This window comes from Kitasatospora sp. NPDC038210 (assembly GCF_055600605.1).
In genome coordinates, this window is the sequence record NZ_JBVJYK010000009.1 from 279,749 (window position 1) to 294,706 (window position 14,958).

Annotated in this window: 9 protein-coding genes; all 9 read left to right on the forward strand. The window is 75.6% G+C overall.

Annotated elements, in window-relative coordinates:
- Window positions 1-214 precede the first annotated feature (214 nt).
- Window positions 215-2,107 (forward strand): asparagine synthase (glutamine-hydrolyzing), encoded by a 1,893-nt coding sequence (asnB, locus tag ACZ7KX_RS20680; protein WP_470327686.1) that lies wholly within the window; start codon window positions 215-217, stop codon window positions 2,105-2,107.
- Complete coding sequence (locus tag ACZ7KX_RS20685; RefSeq protein ID WP_470327687.1) at window positions 2,104-2,943, forward strand: aspartate/glutamate racemase family protein; 840 nt, start codon at window positions 2,104-2,106, stop codon at window positions 2,941-2,943. Before asnB ends, ACZ7KX_RS20685 begins: the two co-directional genes overlap by 4 nt.
- On the forward strand, window positions 2,940-4,676 hold the full coding sequence (locus ACZ7KX_RS20690; RefSeq protein ID WP_470327688.1) for a non-ribosomal peptide synthetase: 1,737 nt from the start codon (window positions 2,940-2,942) through the stop codon (window positions 4,674-4,676). Before ACZ7KX_RS20685 ends, ACZ7KX_RS20690 begins: the two co-directional genes overlap by 4 nt.
- Window positions 4,673-7,393: an amino acid adenylation domain-containing protein gene (locus ACZ7KX_RS20695; RefSeq protein WP_470327689.1), complete on the forward strand. Its 2,721-nt coding sequence runs from the start codon at window positions 4,673-4,675 to the stop codon at window positions 7,391-7,393. The genes ACZ7KX_RS20690 and ACZ7KX_RS20695 overlap by 4 nt, the downstream gene beginning before the upstream one ends.
- Before the next feature lie 268 nt (window positions 7,394-7,661).
- Window positions 7,662-9,866: a non-ribosomal peptide synthetase gene (locus ACZ7KX_RS20700; protein ID WP_470327690.1), complete on the forward strand. Its 2,205-nt coding sequence runs from the start codon at window positions 7,662-7,664 to the stop codon at window positions 9,864-9,866.
- Window positions 9,863-10,861, forward strand: a complete 999-nt coding sequence (locus tag ACZ7KX_RS20705; RefSeq protein WP_470327691.1) for a TauD/TfdA family dioxygenase — start codon at window positions 9,863-9,865, stop codon at window positions 10,859-10,861. The genes ACZ7KX_RS20700 and ACZ7KX_RS20705 overlap by 4 nt, the downstream gene beginning before the upstream one ends.
- Complete coding sequence (locus tag ACZ7KX_RS20710; protein WP_470327692.1) at window positions 10,858-12,468, forward strand: condensation domain-containing protein; 1,611 nt, start codon at window positions 10,858-10,860, stop codon at window positions 12,466-12,468. The genes ACZ7KX_RS20705 and ACZ7KX_RS20710 overlap by 4 nt, the downstream gene beginning before the upstream one ends.
- A complete protein-coding gene (locus tag ACZ7KX_RS20715) occupies window positions 12,459-14,042 on the forward strand; it encodes a lyase family protein (RefSeq protein ID WP_470327693.1) in 1,584 nt (527 codons plus the stop codon). The genes ACZ7KX_RS20710 and ACZ7KX_RS20715 overlap by 10 nt, the downstream gene beginning before the upstream one ends.
- Window positions 14,039-14,947 carry a GHMP family kinase ATP-binding protein gene (locus tag ACZ7KX_RS20720; RefSeq protein ID WP_470327694.1) on the forward strand — a complete coding sequence of 303 codons (909 nt, stop codon included), beginning with the start codon at window positions 14,039-14,041 and terminating at the stop codon, window positions 14,945-14,947. The genes ACZ7KX_RS20715 and ACZ7KX_RS20720 overlap by 4 nt, the downstream gene beginning before the upstream one ends.
- Window positions 14,948-14,958 lie beyond the last annotated feature (11 nt).

Here is a 14,958-nt window from a genome sequence, read left to right on the forward strand (position 1 = left end):
CTCACGCTAGGCCGGGAGATCCCCGCACGTCGCCGCCCGTAGGTCGGGACCTGACCTGTACTTCGGTACGGCCGGAATTCCGGTCGAAAGGACGAGCGGTGAAGCGTTGACCCGTGCGCGATGCCGCTCCTAATGTGACCGGCGGACATATCGAAGGAGCAGCGGATTCCGTCAGGATTCGCGTGAGCGACCGGGTGATAGGAGCCTGAGCTCGATGTGCGGAATAGCCGGGGTTTACGGACTCGACGACCCGGCCGGCCTGGACCCCGACGTCCTGACGGCCATGACCGACGCGCTGGTGCACCGGGGCCCAGACGCGCACGCCACCTGTGAGACCGGCGCTTTCACCGCCGGGTTCCGCCGGCTCTCGCTGGTCGACCTGGCCGGCGGAGGGCAGCCCCACGCCACCCCGGATTCCTCGGTCGTCTCGGTGTGCAACGGCGAGATATTCAACCACCGGAGCCTGCGGGAAGAACTCCGGCGAAAAGGCCACCGATTCCGTTCCGAATCGGACACGGAAGTGCTCGTCCACCTCTACGAGGAATACGGCACCGAACTCGTGGAACACCTGGACGGGCAGTTCGCCTTCGCCCTCCACGACCGGCGCGAAGACCGCCTGGTGCTCGCCCGCGACCATTGCGGAGTCCTTCCGCTGTTCTACACCGTGGTGGCCGGTCGGATCGTCTTCGCCTCGGAGATCAAGAGCATTCTGAAACACCCGCTGGTGGAACGCCGGGTCGACCTGCGCGGGCTCGACCAGGTGCTCTCGCTGCCCGGACTGGTGAGCCCCCGGACGATGTTCGAGGGCGTCCGCTCGCTGCGCCCCGGCGAACGGCTCGTCGCGGACCGCTCGGGGTACCGCACCGAGCGCTACTGGGACCTCGACTACCCGCTCTGGGACGACGGGGCGCGCCACCGGGACGCCGCCGCGCTCGCCGATCCGCGGGTGCTCGACGGCTACGCCGACCGGACCAGGGACCTGCTCGAAGCCGCCGTCCGCTCCCGCTCGGTCGCGGACGTCCCCGTCGGGATGTACCTCAGCGGCGGCCTCGACTCCAGCCTGATCGGCGGACTCATGGCCGCCGAACGCCCCGACCACCCGTGGCCCAGCTACGCGGTGACCTTCCCCGGCAGCAGCATCGACGAGGCCCGCTACCAGCGGCTGGTGGCCGGCAAGATCGGCACCCGGCACCACGAGGTGCCGGTGGACGCCGCGGACACCGCCGGCCTGCTCACCGGCATGGTCCGGCACGCCGAGACCCCGGTGAAGGAGTCCTACAACGTCTGCTCGATGCTGTTGGCCCGCAAGGTGCGCGCCACCGGCACGGTCGCGGTGCTCAGCGGCGAGGGCGCCGACGAGCTGTTCGGCGGCTACCCGGGCTACCTGTTCGACACCGGGGGCCCGGGCCGCGGACCGGGCGACCTCCTGGAGGAGCAGCTCGAACGCGAGGCCGCCCACCGGATGTGGGGCCTGGACCTGCGGTACGAGACCGACCAGCTCCCCGCCCACGACCTGCGCCGCCAGCTCTACAGCGGCCCGCTGGCCGAGGAGTTCGACGGCTTCTCGGTGACCGCCCAGCGCCTCGTCGACCCGGAGCGCCTGATCGGGCGCCACCCGCTGCACCAGCGCTCCTACCTCGACTTCCACCTGCGCCTCGCCGACCACCTGCTCGGCGACCACGGGGACCGGATGGCCATGGCCGGCTCCGTCGAGATGCGCTTCCCGTTCCTGGCCAGGGACGTCGTGCGGCACGCGACGGCGATCCCGCCGTCCCTGATGACGGCCGGCGGCCGGGAGAAGGCCGTGCTGCGCCGCGCGGCCGAGGGACTCGTGCCGCACGAGGTGCTGAACCGCCGCAAGTTCGGCTTCCGCAGCCAGACCAGCACCGAACTGCTGCTGGCCGGCGACGAGTGGTTCAACGACCTGCTCTCGCCCGCCACCGTGCGCCGGCAGGGCTACTTCGACCCGGCCGTCGTCGCCGAGCTGATCCGCCGGCAGACGTCGGGGGCCCGCACCGTGCACCCGCACCTGGACACGGACTACCTGCTCGTCATCGCGACCTTCGCGATCTTCCTGGAGGAGTTCGGCCTGCCGTGCCTGGGATGATCCGAGAACGCGCCGCCGAGCACGAGGCGGGAGCGGTGCATCCGGCGGGAACGGTGCACCCGGCGGGAGCCGTGCCCCAGCCGGGCGCGGGGCGGCCGCTGCCGGCCGGCGCCCCCGCGGCCACCGCGGAGCCCGGCACCCGCCGGCCGCTGATCGGCGTGATCGGCGGAATGGGCCCGCTGGCCTCCACCGAACTCCTCAACACGGTGTACGGACTCGAACCGCCCGAGCACGAGCAGCTCGCCGCGCGGATCCTGCTGTGGTCCGACCCGGCCGTGGCCGACCGGACCACGGCCATCCGGTCCGGGACGGTCGACCTCGTCCGCACAGCGCTGGAGGACTCCGTCGACCGCCTGCTCACCGCCGGCGCCGACCGCGTCGTGGTGGCCTGCATCACCGCGCACCCCGCGATCCGGCTGCTGCCGGAGCGCCTGCGCTCCCGCTGCGTCTCCCTGGTCGACCTGGTCTTCGAGCAGCTCGCCGAACGCCCCGGCCGGCACCTGGTGCTGTGCACCCGCGGCAGCGTCCTCGCCGGGGTCTTCACCGACCACGAGCGCTGGCCCGAGTTCGCGCACCGCCTGGTCCTGCCCGACGAGGAGGACCAGGAACAGCTGCACGAGCACATCTACCGGCTCAAGCGCAACGCCGACCGGCTCCCGACGATCGACTTCGTCCGCGCGCTGCTGCCCGCGTACGGGGCCGCCGCGTTCGTCGCCGGCTGCACCGAACTGCACCTGGTGACCCGGGTGATCGAGGACCGCGGGCTGACCCGGCAGCTGCCCAGCATCGACCCGATGACCGTCATCGCACAGCGAATCAGGGATGGAGCACTATGACAACGCCGACGGTTCTGCGGCGATGGGCGGACAGCCTGGCCCGCAACAGCTCCCACTGCGCCGTCAAGTCCGGTACCGGAGAGGTGGGTTACCGGGAGCTCGCGGGCCGGGTGGCCGGCTACCAGGCCGCGTTCGAGCAGATCGGCCGGCCCGCCGACCCCGTCCTGGTCTCCTGCGCCGACCCGGTCGAGGTGATCGCCGCCCTCCTCGGCTGCACGGCCGCCGGCCGCACCTTCGCCCCCGTCGACCCCCGCCTGCCCGCCGCCGTGCTCGACGGCGTGCTCGCCGCCCTCCGGCCGGGCGCGGTCGTCGCCGACGCCGCAGGGCGCGCGGCGCTCGCGGGGCGCGAACTGCCCGGCGGCGCCGGGTTCGTCCGCCCCGAGACGCTGGAGCCCCGCGAGTGGTCCGCCGAAGCCTGGCGGCAGGCCGCCCCGGAAGACCGCGGATACGTCTACTTCACCTCGGGGACGACCGGGAGCCCGAAGGGCATCCGCGGCAGCCTCCGGGCCGTCCACCACTTCGTCGACTGGGAGATCGCCGAGTTCGGGATCGGCGAGGGCACCAGGGTCTCCCAGCTGACCTCCCCGGGCTTCGACGCGTTCCTGCGCGACGTCCTCACCCCGTTGTGCGCGGGCGGCACCGTCTGCGTCAACCCGGCCGCCGAGACGCCGGTCGGCGACGGCCTCGCCCGCTGGCTCACCGAGAACGAGGTCGAGGTCCTGCACTGCGTGCCGACCCTCTTCCGCACGCTGCGCTCCGCCGCCCTGACCCCCGACTCCCTCCCGGCCCTGCGGGCCGTGCTGCTCGCGGGCGAGCAGCTCCACCCCTCGGACGTCGCGTGGTGGCGCGGCCTGTTCGGCGGCGGCAAGGAGCTGGTCAACCTGTACGGGCCGTCCGAGACGACCATGACGAAGCTCTTCCACCGGACGACCGAGGAGGACGCCCGGGCCCGGCTGGTGCCGGTCGGCCGGCCGCTGCCGGGCGTGGCGGCCCGGGTGCTGACCGGGCCCGGCGACCCGCCGGACGCGCTCGGCGAGGTGGAGCTGGAGGTCCCGTACCCGCTCCTCGGGTACCTCGGCGCCGACGAGTGGCCCGGCACCGCCACCACCTACCGCACCGGCGACCTCGGCCGGTTCCGCCCCGACGGGGCGCTGGAGCTGTACGGCCGGCGCGACCAGCAGGTCAAGGTCCACGGCGTGCGCATCGACCTCGGCGGGGTCGAGAACGCCCTGCGCAGCCACCCCGCGGTGCAGGACGCCTGCGCGGCGGCGGTCACCGAGGACGTGTCGACCGCCCTGGTCGCCTACGTGGTGGCCCCGGACGTCCCCGACGCGGAGCTGCGCGCGCACGCCGCGCAGCGGCTCGCACCCGGTCAGGTGCCGTCGGTGTTCGTCCGCATGGCGGCGATCCCCCGCACGCTCAACGGCAAGGTGGAGCGCCGCTCCCTGCCGCGGGTCGCGCTGCAGCGGACGGCGGAGGCGACGGAACCGCCGCAGGGGCCCGAGGAGACCCGGATCGCCGCGATCTGGAGCGAGATCCTCGGCCTGGCGGGCGTCAACCGCGACGACGACTTCACCCTGCTCGGCGGCGACTCCCTGGCGATCGCGCGGCTGATGGACCGGGTCCGCTACGAGTACCGGGTGGACCTCCCGCTGCGCGTCTTCCTCCAGGACCCGACCGTCGCCGGGCTGGCCGCGGCCGTGACGGACCGCACCGCGCGGAGCGGGGCGTGAGCGCCCCCGCGGTGGCGCCGCCCGCGAACGCCGTGCTCCGCGCCCGCCTGACGGGGGAGCTGGACGTCACCGTGCTGTCGGCCGCCGTCGAGGACCTCGTGGCCGCGCGTCCGGAACTCGCAGCAGCGGGGGAGCGGCCGGGCCGGGTCCGGCTGCGGGTCATCGACCTCTCGCGGTCCGCCGGGGAGCAGCAGCGGCGCGTCCTCGCAGACCTGGCGGCCGACGAGGCCGCCCGGCCGGTCGGGGCCGCCGGGCGCCCCCGGCTTCGGGCCTGCCTCGCCGGGCTGGGCGCCGGGGCGTACGAACTCCTGCTCGCACTGGACCGGGAGCGGGCCGACGCGTGGTCCGTCGCCGGGCTGACCCGGGACCTCGGCGCGGCCTACCGTGCGCGGACGCCGGACGCACCGCCGCCGCCCGCGGCCGGCCCCGTGCCGGGTGCCGGGCTGTCGGGTGAGCGGGCGTCCCGTACGGTGCCCGGGCAGCCCGGCGGCGCCACGGCCGAGCGGGTGCTCGCAGCCTTCGCCACGGTGCTCGGCAGGTACGCCGGGACGGACGAGGCCGTGGTGACGCTGCTGGACGAGGCCGTGGCGGCGGTGCCGGTTGTTCCGGACGAGACCGTGGTGCCGGTGCCGGTGCCGGTGCCGGTGCCGGTGCCGGGCGGGGCCGCGGTCCCGCTGCCGGAGGAGGCCGCGGTGCCGGACGGACTCGCGGGGACTGCTCCGGTCGGCCCGGCGGCCCGGGTGATCCGGCTCGACCTTCCGGACGACCTGACGTTCGCCCGGCTGGGCGCCGCCGTGCGGACGGCACCGCGGGCCGGCGCGGACGGACCGGCCTTCCCGATCCGCGCCGTGTTCGCGCCGTCCGGCCTCCCCACGGCGGCCCTGGACCTGCCGGGCATCGCCGCCGAGGTGACCGTCGACGCCCCGCCCGACCCGGAGGGCCGGCTGACCCTGGCCCTGACCGGGCCGGACGAGTTCACCGTCGTCCTCACCGGCGCGCTGCCGGGCCGGGTGACGGCCGCGGGCTTCGCGGACCACCTCGTCCGGGCGGTGCGGTTCGGGCTCGACACCCCAGACCGGCCGCTGGCCGAGCTCGACCTCTCCGGCCGCCCCGCCCCGTACCCGGCACCCGCCCCCGCCCGGCCGTACCGCGACCACCTGGCCTTCCTGGACGAGGAGTTCACGGCCCGGGTGCGGGAGGCCCCCGAGGCGGTCGCGGTGCGCTCCGACGAGGGCACGCTCGACTACCGGGGGCTCGACCGGTGGAGCCACCGGATCGCCCACGCCCTCGCCGCCCACGGCGCCGGCCCCGGGCAGGTGGTGGCGCTGCTGCCGGGCGGCGGCGCGGGGCAGATCGCGGCCGTCCTCGGTGCGATGCGCACCGGTGCGACCTTCACCTGCCTGAACCCCGCCGACCCGGACGCCCGCCTGGGCGACATCCTGGCCGGCACCGGCGCGGTCTGCGTGCTGGCCGACCCGGCCGCCGCCGCGGCGCACCCCGCGCTGCTCGGGCCGGACGGCCGGTTGGCGGGCCTGCCGGTGCTCCCGCTGGAGCCCGCCCCGGGGGACGACCCGCCGGGCGGGCACGGCGGCTTCCCGGCCCCGGCGGTCGCCGACCACCCGCTGTGCATCGTGCACACCTCGGGGAGCACCGGGACGCCCAAGGGGATCGCGCTGTCGCGGGCCGCGTTCGCGCAGTTCGCCGAGTGGCAGCGGGAGCGGTTCGGGATCGGGCCGGGCAGCCGGGTCGCCCAGTGGGCGCCGCTCACCTACGACGCCGCGTACACCGAGGTGTTCGCGGCGCTCACCGCCGGCGCCGAGCTCTGCCTGCCGCCCGCCGCCGCTCGGCGCGACCCGGTCGCGGTGGTGCGCTGGCTGCGACGGGAGCGGATCGGGCAGATCCAGACCGTGCCGTCGTTCTTCCGGCTGCTCACCGAGGCCCTGGACGCGCAGGGCGGTGAACTGCCCGACCTGCGGCACGTCCTGATCGCCGGTGAGGTGTTCCCGGTGGACCTGGCGGAGGCCTGGGCGCACCGGGCGGTGCGGCCGGGCCTGCACAACCTGTACGGGCCCACCGAGTGCATCCTCGCCACCCACCACGAACTGCCCCCGGGCGGCGCGTACCCGACGGGCGTGCCGATCGGCGGGGCGATCCCGGGCCGGGAGGTGCTCGTCCTCGACGGCCTCGGCCGACCGTGCCCGGTCGGGGTGCCCGGCGAGATCCACCTGCGCAGCCCGTTCCTGGCCGGCTCCTACCACCGCCGGCCCGCCGAGACGGCCGCGGCGTACCTGCCCGACCCCTGGCGGCCGGGCCGGACGCTGTACCGCACCGGCGACCGCGGGTACTGGCGGGCCGACGGCACCCTGGCGTTCACCGGCCGGACCGGCAACCAGGTGAAGATCCGCGGGAACCGGGTCGAACTGGACGAGGTCGAGGCAGTGCTGGAGCAGCAGGCCGGCGTGCGGGAGGCCGCCGCGGCCGTCCGCACCACCGCGTCCGGTGACCCCTGCCTGGTGGGTTACGTGGTGGCCGACCCCGGCGTCTCCGGCGAGGCGCTGCGGCGGCTCGTCGCGGCGCGGCTGCCCGCCCCCGCGGTGCCCGACCTGATCGCGGTGCTGGCCGACCTGCCGCGCACCGCCACCAACAAACGCGATCGTGCGCGGCTGCCCTGGCCCCTGCCGGCACGGCGGAGCGGCCCGGAAGGCGACGGGGCCTGACACCCTCCCCGCCCCCGAGGACCCCTCGGCTCCTCGGCTCCGCAGCCCCGCAGCCCCGCTGGCCCGCAGCCCCGCTGGCCCGCCGGCTCGCCGGCCCGCAGCCGAGCCGCTGCGGCCGGGCGGGTCGTGGCCGCCGGTGCTGCGGCCGGACATGACCTTCCGTCACTCCGTACTGCCTTGACGGCAGCCCGACCACCCCCCTGACCCGCTACGCGGGCAATCCGATTCCTCCCCGGCCCACGGGCCGGGGTCCCCTTGGAGGCATCCGATGAAGAACGCCGAAGCGGCGATCGCGGCCCTGGCGGCCGAGACCGGGGTCGGCCCGGACACGGTGCGGCTGGCCGCGTCGTTCAAGGTGGCGGCGGTGCTCACCGGCTCCGACGCGCTCGGCGACGACGGCCGGAGCTGGCGCGAGCTGGTCGCCCGGGTCGCCACCCCGGAGGGGCGGGCCGAGGCCGAGCGGGTCCGGCAGGAGGCCGCCGCCCAGGGGCACGTCGGCCCGGACCGGGCCGAGGGCTACGTCCGGACGGTCCTGGAGCGGATGACCGGCTCCCCGGACGAGGCGCATGACGAGCACGGCCTGGTCGCCGGGGAGGAGCTCGCGGCCACGCTCGCGGCCTCCGCCGGTCCGGTCCGGGCGCTGCCGGACCGCCGGTTCCACGAGCTGTTCGAGGAGCGGGTGCGCCGGCACCCCGACGCGGTCGCCGCGGTGCAGGCCGGGCGGAGCTGGACGTACGCGGAGCTGAACCGCCGCGCCAACCGGATCGCCCGGTCGCTGCGCCGGCAGGGGCTGGCCGACGAGGACGTGGTGGCCGTGGTGGCCGAGCGTTCGCTGGAGTGGATGGCCGCGGTGATCGCGGTCTTCAAGGCGGGCGGCTGCTACCTCCCGCTGGACCCGGCCTTCCCGGCCGAGCGGATCTCCGTCGTGCTGGAGCGCAGCGGCTGCCGCCGGGTCCTGGCGGACCCGGGGCTGGCCCAGCTCGACGAGGCGGTGCGCGGGCGCGGCGGCGAGGTGACCGTCTCGGTGCTGACCGAGGTGCCGACCGAGGTGCCGACCGAGGTGCCGGCGGAGGTTGCGACGCCCGAGTCCGACGAGGACCTCGGACTGGCCGTACGCGCCGACCAGTTGGCGTACATCTACTTCACCTCGGGATCGACCGGTGAGCCCAAGGGCGCGATGTGCGAGCACGCCGGCTTCCTCAACCACCTCTACGCCAAGATCGAGGACCTGGGCGTCCGCGAGGGCGACGTCATCGCCCAGACCGCCCCGCAGTGCTTCGACATCTCGCTGTGGCAACTGGTCTGCGCACTGCTGGTCGGCGGCCGGACGGAGATCATCGGCCAGGACACCGTCACCGACGTCCGCCGGTTCGTGGAGACCGTCACCCGTGCGGGCGTCCAGGTGGCCCAACTGGTGCCCTCCTACCTGGACCTGGTGCTGGAGACCCTCCAGGACGACCGCCTCGGCCTGCCGTCCCTGCGCTGCCTCGCGGTGACCGGTGAGGCGCTCAAGGCCGAACTGGTGCACCGCTGGTTCGCCGCCTTCCCCGGCATCCCCCTCGTCAACTGCTACGGCACGACCGAGGTTTCGGACGACACCAACCACGGCGTGCTGCGCCGCCCGCCGGCCGGCCGGGCCGTCCCGCTCGGCCCGCCGACCCGCAACGTCCGGGTGTACGTGGTGGACGAGCGGCTGCGGATGGTCCCCGACGGGGCGCCGGGGGAGATCGTCTTCGCGGGGGTGTGCGTCGGCCGCGGGTACGTCAACGACGCCGCCCGCACGGACGCCGCGTACCGGCCGGACCCGTACCGGGAGGGCGAACGGCTCTACCGCTCCGGTGACTTCGGCCGCCGGCTGCCCTCCGGCGAGTTCGAGTACCTCGGCCGCCGGGACTCCCAGGTGAAGGTGAGCGGGTTCCGGATCGAGATCGGCGAGATCGAGAACCGCCTGCTGCAGGTCCCCGGGGTCCGGGACGGCGCCGTGGTGATCGCGGGGTCGGCCGAGGACCCGCAACTGGTCGGCTTCTACAGCGGCGCCGCCGCCCCGGAACCCGGGGCCGTGGACCGGGCCCTGGCCGCCGTGCTGCCGCACTACATGGTGCCCGGCCGGCTGCACCGCCTCGCCCGGCTGCCGCTGTCCGCGAACGGCAAGATCGACAAGAAGGCGCTGACCGCCGAGGCCAGGGCCCAGGGCCGGCCGGCCGCCGACGGCGACGTGGCGCTCCCCGAGACCGACACCGAGCGTCGCGTCGCCCGGCTGTGGGCCGAACTGCTCGACGTCCCGCTCGACCAGGTCGGCCGCGGCTCCCGCTTCGTCGAGCTCGGCGGCACCTCGCTCGCCGCGATCCGGCTGGCGATCGCCCTGGACCGCGCGGTGACGGTCGGCGAGCTGAAGGCCACCCCGACCGTCGCCGAGGTGGCCGGACTCCTCGACCGCAAGGCGGCCGGCCGGAGCACGGAGGCGCGGCGATGACCCCCGCCACCCGCACCGCGCCGGGTCTGCGGGTGCTGGCGGCCGCCCCCGGCCCGCAGTGGGCCGCCGAGCACCGTGAGGAGGTCCTCGCCGAGGTCGAGGCGTCGGGGGCCGTCCTGCTCCGCGGCCTGGGCGTCGCCTCCGCCGCCGACCTCGCGGCCGTCACCGCCGCGCTCGGCGTCGAGCCGATGGCCGAACGGGAGGGGTTCGCGCCCCGCGACCGCCACGGCGACGCGGTCTACTCGGCCTCGCACTGGCCCGCCGACGCCCCGATGTGCATGCACCACGAGCAGAGCTACGCCGCCGAGGTCCCCGGACTGCTGGTGTTCGGGTGCCTGACCGCCCCCGAGCGCGGCGGCCGGACCATGCTCGCCGACTCCCAGCAGGTGCTGCGCAGCCTCCCCCCGGACCTGGTCGAGCCGTTCCGCCGGCACGGCTGGCTGCTGCTGCGGACCTACCAGGACGTCGGCGTGCCCTGGACCGACGCCTTCGGCACCGACGACCGGGCCCTGGTCGACGCCTACTGCGCCGCCGGGGGCATCCGGCACGCGTGGTACGAGGACGGCCGGCTGCGCACCGTGCAGCGCCGGGCCGCGGTCGTCGCCCACCCCCGGACCGGCGTGCCCGGCTGGTTCAACCAGATCGCCTTCCTCAACGAACTGACCATGGACCCGGAGATCCGCGAGTACCTGCTCGACCAGTACGGGCCGGCCGGTCTGCCGTTCACCACCGCCCACGGCGACACCACCCCGATCGACGCCGACACCGTCGAGACCGTCAACGCGGTGTACGACGCTGCCGCCTTCGGCGAGTCCTGGCAGGACGGCGACGTCCTGGTCGTCGACAACGTCCGGATGGCCCACAGCCGGGAGCCCTACGAGGGCCGCCGCGAGGTCGCCGTCGTGCTCGGCGATCCCGTCCGCCTCGCCGGCCACGTCCTGGATAGCCCCGTCCGCGCCGCCGACCACCCCCGGCCCGGCGGTGGGGCCGGATGACCGCCGCGTCCTTCGCACAGGAACGCGCCTGGCTGGCCAGCCGGTTCGCCGCCGACACCGCTCTGTACCACGTCGCGGACCAGTGGCCGCTGCACGGGGACGTCTCCGAGGCGCAGATCCGGGCGGCACTGGCTGCCGTGGTGGACCGGCACGAGGCGCTGCGCACCGGGTTCCGGGTCGTGGACGGCGCGCTGACCGCCGTCGTCCGCGACCGCGTCGACCTCGACCTGGAGGTCGTCGACCTGTCCGGCCGCACCGAGGAGGAGCAGCGCGACGACCGTGCCGCCCTCGCCGACCGGCTGAAGCACACCGCCTTCGACCTCTCCCGCGCACCGCTGTGGCGCGCGGGCCTGGTCGGACTCGGCGCCGGGCGCTGGCGGTTGCTGTTCGTCGCCCACCACGCGGTCTGTGACGCTCCGTCACTCTTCAACCTCCACGCCGAGATCACCGAGTTCTGCGCGGCGTCCGAACAGGACCGTCCGCCGCGCGTCCCCCGGCTCCCGCTCTCCTACGGCGACTACGCGCGGAAGCAGCGCGAACGGCTCGGCGGCGCCAGGGCCGCCGAGCTGGCCGGCTACTGGCGGGCACAGCTCGCCGGTCTGCCGGCCGCGCACGGCCTCCCGCTGGACCGGCCGCGGCCGGCCCGGCGGTCCTTCGCCGGCGCGGAACTCCGGGCCGAGCTCCCGGCCGGCACCGCGTCCGCGCTCGCGGAGGCCGCCCGCCGGTACGGGGTCACGTCGTTCGAGCTGCTGCTCGCCGGGTACGCGGCCCTGCTCCACCGGCGCTCCGGCCGGGACGACGTCGTCCTCGGGGTGCCGCTGTCCGGCCGGGACCGCCCCGAACTGCTGCCCCTCGTCGGTACCTTCGTGAACATGGTGGTGCTCCGGGTGGACGCCTCGGGTGACCCCTCGTACGCCGGGCTCGTCGAACGCGTCCGGGCGGTCTGGCGGGCGGCCCGCGACCACCAGGAGATGCCGTTCCAGACCGTGGTCGAGCAGCTCGCACCGCAGCGCGGCCCCGGCCTGCCCCCGCTCTACCAGCTGGCGTTCAACGTCACCCCGGCCGAGGGCTTCGGGCCCCCGTCCACCGCGGCCGAGGACGACCTGCTGCTGGAGGTGTCCGGCACCACGGCCCGCCTTGAGTACGACACCGCCCTGTTCGGGCGGGAGACCGCCGCAGGGCTGCTCGCCGACTACGCGGCGGTGCTCACGGCGGCCCTCGCCGACCCGGCGACACCGCTGTCCCGGCTCCCGGCCGGCCCGGGGCCCGGGGCGGGCGACGCCCCGGCCCCGCGGCCCGGCCGCGTTCCGCCGCGCACCGCCGCCGAGGAACTGGTGGCCCGCGCCTGGGCCGACGTCCTCGGCGTCGACGAGGTGGGCGTCGACGACGACTTCTTCGCCGTCGGCGGCCACTCGCTGCAGGCGCTGCGCCTGCTCGCCCGGCTGTCGTCCGACCACCGCGTCGAGACCACCGCCGACGCCTTCTTCTCGCACCCGACCGTCGCACGGCTGGCCGCCGAGCTGGAGCGGCAGACCGCCGGGCCGGAGCGGCACAGCGCGACGCGCCGGGAGGACAGGACCGACCCCGAAGGAGAGACATGGCAGTGACCGGCCGGATCGACGGCGTGCCCAGCGAGGTCTGGGACGAGGAGGTGCTGGCCCCGCAGTTCGGCTACGAGGCCCAGGCCCTGCTGCCGCACTACGTGTCCATCGAGAAGGTGCTGCTGCTGGAGTACCGCAGGATGGGCCTGGTCGACCCGCAGGGGGCGGCCGCGATCGCCGGACGGCTCGACGAGCTGACCCCCGAGCTGATCCGGGCGGACCCGCGGGACAACATGTCGGACATCTTCTTCGCCATGGAACGCCACGTGGCCCGCGGCGGCACCGCCCCGTTCGCGGCCTGGCACGTGGACCGCAGCCGCAACGACTTCCAGGCCTGCGGCCAGCTGCTGTCCTGCCGCGAGAACGTCCGTGCCCTCGCCGGGGACCTCGTCGCCCTGGGGCGCACGGCGGCGGCGCGCGCCGCCGAACTACCGGACAGCCCGATGCCCGGCTACACCCACGCGCAGGCCGCGCAGACCATCACACCCGCCTTCTACCTCTCGGCCCTCTCCGAGGAGACCCTCGCCGCGGCCCGGCGGCTGCTGGCCACCTACGACGAGATCGACCGCTCGCCCCTCGGCGCGGGCAGCATGGCCGGCCAGGAACTACCCTGGGACCGTGACCGGATGGCCGGCCTGCTGGGCTTCCGGGAGCCGCAGCCGCACGCCCTCGTGTCGGTGGCCTCCCGGTCCTGGGCCCTCGCGGTCACGTCCGAGCTGTCGAACTTCGCGGTGCTCCTCAGCCGGTTCACCACCGACCTGATGACGTGGAGCGGCGCCGGGTTCGGGTTCGTGGACTTCCCCGACGCGCTGGCCGGGATCTCGGCCGCGATGCCGCAGAAGCGCAACTTCCCGGTCCTGGAACGGATCCGGGGCCGCTGCTCGCACGTCGTCGGCTGCGCGACCCAGCTCGCCTTCGCCCAGCACGGCACCCCGTACGCCAACAGCGTCGAGGTCTCCAAGGAGGCCGGGCGGCACCTCCCGGCCCAGTTCGCCGCGCTGCGCTCGGCCCTGCGGCTGGCCCACACCGCCCTCGCCACCGCCACCTTCCGGACCGAGCGCATGCGCGAGGCCTGCGAGGGGGACTTCCTCGGCGCCTTCACCCTCGCGAACCTGCTGACCCTGGAGGCCGGCGTGCCGTGGCGGACGGCGCAGGTGATCGCCGGAGCCTACGTCAGGGCCGCCATCGCCAAGGGCCTGCCCGCGGCCACCCCCGACGGCCCGCTGCTCGCGGCGATCGCCGAGGAGCACGGCCACCGGGTGCCCGAACCCGCCGAGTTGCTGTCCGGCTCCCTCGACGCCGACAAGGCCGTCCGGGTCAAGCACTCCGCGGGCTCGACGCACCCCGACGCCGTGCGTGCCGTGCTCGCCGCGCAGGAACGCGGGTTCCGGGAGGTGTCCGAGCAGTGGCGGCTGCGCGGCGAGGCGGCGGGCGTCGCCGCGGCGCGCGTCGAGGCCCTGCTGGCCGTCGAGGGCATCGTCGGGGACTCCGCCGAGGGCATCGGTGCGGGCAGTGCCGAGGGCGTCGGTGGGAACAGTGCGGCCGACAAGGGCGAGGGCACCCCGGCGGGCGCCCCGTGACCGGCCCCAGCCTCATCACCCGCCGCCCGGGCGCGGATCTGCGCAGCGGCCGGGCCGACGCCTCGGGCACCTTCGGCGAACTGCTCCAGGGCCGGCTGCCGGACGGCACCGACTTCCTCGTCACCCTGCCGATCACGCTCCGCTCCCGGGCCTGGTTCCGCCACGACCCGGCCGGTCCGCTCCGGGTCTTCCCCGCGCACAAGACGAAGTCCCTGCGGCTGGCCGAGGCCATGCTGACCTCGCACCAGCCAGGTGGCGGCGGGACCCTGATCCTGGACAGCGACCTGCTCGTCGGCAAGGGACTGGCCAGCTCCTCGGCCGACCTGGTCGCCACCGCGCGCGCGGTCGGCGGCGCGCTGGGACTGGACACCGGTCCGGCCGCGGTGGAGCACTGGCTGCGCCCGATCGAGCCGACCGACGGGGTGATGCACCCGGGCGTCGTCGTCTTCGAGCACCGCGAGGTGCGGCTGCGCGAGGCCCTCGGCGGCCTGGCGCCGGCCACCGTGGTGGCGGTGGACGAGGGCGGCCACCTGGACACCGTCGCCTTCAACAAGCGTCCCAAGCGCTACTCGCCCGCCGAGACCGCCGAGTTCACCGGACTGCTGGACACCCTGACCGCGGCCGTGCGCGCCGGGGACCTCGCGGCCGTGGGCCGGGTGACCACCCGCAGTGCCGTCCTCAACCAGCGGTTCGCGCCCAAGCGGCACCTGGACGCGATGCTGGCCATCGCGGCGCGGACCGGGGCACTCGGCGTGGTGTGCGCGCACAGCGGCACCATGCTGGGCCTGCTGTTCGACGACGCGGACCCGGACCGCGCCCGCAAGGTGGCCGAGGCGCACGCGGCCTGCGAGGCCCTGGGCGACGACACGTCGCTGTTCCGGACCCTCACCCAGCCCGCCCGGTAGCGGCGGATCCC

Bases quoted from the DNA above. Each gene is read 5' to 3' on its own strand.
- asnB (WP_470327686.1), top strand. From the start codon at position 215: ATGTGCGGAATAGCCGGGGTTTACGGACTCGACGACCCGGCCGGCCTG.
- ACZ7KX_RS20685 (WP_470327687.1), top strand. From the start codon at position 2,104: ATGATCCGAGAACGCGCCGCCGAGCACGAGGCGGGAGCGGTGCATCCG.
- ACZ7KX_RS20690 (WP_470327688.1), top strand. From the start codon at position 2,940: ATGACAACGCCGACGGTTCTGCGGCGATGGGCGGACAGCCTGGCCCGC.
- ACZ7KX_RS20700 (WP_470327690.1), top strand. From the start codon at position 7,662: ATGAAGAACGCCGAAGCGGCGATCGCGGCCCTGGCGGCCGAGACCGGG.
- ACZ7KX_RS20705 (WP_470327691.1), top strand. From the start codon at position 9,863: ATGACCCCCGCCACCCGCACCGCGCCGGGTCTGCGGGTGCTGGCGGCC.
- ACZ7KX_RS20710 (WP_470327692.1), top strand. From the start codon at position 10,858: ATGACCGCCGCGTCCTTCGCACAGGAACGCGCCTGGCTGGCCAGCCGG.
- ACZ7KX_RS20715 (WP_470327693.1), top strand. From the start codon at position 12,459: ATGGCAGTGACCGGCCGGATCGACGGCGTGCCCAGCGAGGTCTGGGAC.